The 1,081-nt window shown below is 53.9% G+C and carries 1 protein-coding gene; it reads right to left on the bottom strand.

Going from position 1 to position 1,081, the window contains the following annotated elements; genetic code table 11:
• Nucleotides 1-207: 207 nt before the first annotated feature.
• Nucleotides 208-870 (bottom strand): hypothetical protein, encoded by a 663-nt coding sequence (locus RhoBH5_RS32565; protein WP_270009644.1) that lies wholly within the window; start codon nucleotides 868-870, stop codon nucleotides 208-210.
• Nucleotides 871-1,081 lie beyond the last annotated feature (211 nt).

The following is a 1,081-nucleotide window of genomic DNA, read 5'->3' on the forward strand; positions in this document are numbered from 1 at the left end:
GGATTCTTACCAATGCAATCGGTAAGAACTGGACGGCCATCTGCGGTCAGCCAGAAGAGTGTGAGTCTCGGGCCGATGTGCTTGACGGAAGAGGAAGAGCCCGCACCACAAAGTGACACCACGCCTGCCCGGGGTGCTCACATGGCGGCCTTCGCGCTGACTGAGGTTCACCCCGGAAGTCTCCCCCACTTCTCGACAGGATTGCGGTTAGCTGCTTTCGTCGCGCCTTGAACCCCGGTAGATGAGTATGGCAGCCCACAAGTATAGCGTGACGGCTAGAGCTACGGCGATGACATGGCGTGGTGAGTCACTACCGTTGAGATAGTTGTTCACAAATCCAAGATACGGCAGGTGATACCAGACCTTGCCGCGAATCATATAGTCTTGTACGACTTCACTGGAAGTGTTGTTGTCACCTCTGGTAGTGAACTCACGACTACCATCCGCTCTCACCGAGACACCGACAATACGGTGAATGACGAGGGTTCCGCTACCGGCCTCGGGCTGAAATGCGATGATGACCCCTGAACCCAAGTTATCGACCTTGTTTAGTGGCGCAATTTGTTCAGGCGACAGGGTCGCGATATTCGTGGCAGACGGAACTTTCATAGTTGGTATCACGACAGCGAGTGAACCCACGGGGATGGCCGGAGCCATCGAATTCGACAGGATGGTCATTGGCACGGCGCCTGCGAACTTCGGAATCACGATGGTGACACAGGCAAGTGCCAATATCACAATGAGAAATAGGTAGACGAGGACCTCCCGCAGTATCGCCAACGGCGTATACCACGTTTTTTTGACAACACGCTGCTCTGGTTCGGTAGTCGGTGGGACACCCTCTTCTGGAACAAACGGAGCGGTAGTCATCGCTGATGTCCTTACTCGGTCAGTTCTTGAGACGTTGAGGTCTCCACGCAAGCGGACTCGGAAGACTGTCTCGATGGTGGTGCCGATACATAAGATTCCGTAGACGTTTCAGGTTTGGAGTCGAAACTCGTTGTAGGTCGACAATTGGAGTCAGGTGTGGGTTCCGGTTCAAAAGTGGATGTTTCCTCTTCCAACGGTTTTTCAGATTCGG

The sequence above is a fragment of the Rhodococcus sp. BH5 genome (genome assembly GCF_027583855.1).
Lineage (GTDB): Bacteria > Actinomycetota > Actinomycetes > Mycobacteriales > Mycobacteriaceae > Rhodococcus_F > Rhodococcus_F qingshengii.

What these genes read in the sequence shown, in the direction of transcription:
- RhoBH5_RS32565 (WP_270009644.1), bottom strand. Translation starts at nt 870, where the DNA reads ATGACTACCGCTCCGTTTGTTCCAGAAGAGGGTGTCCCACCGACTACC.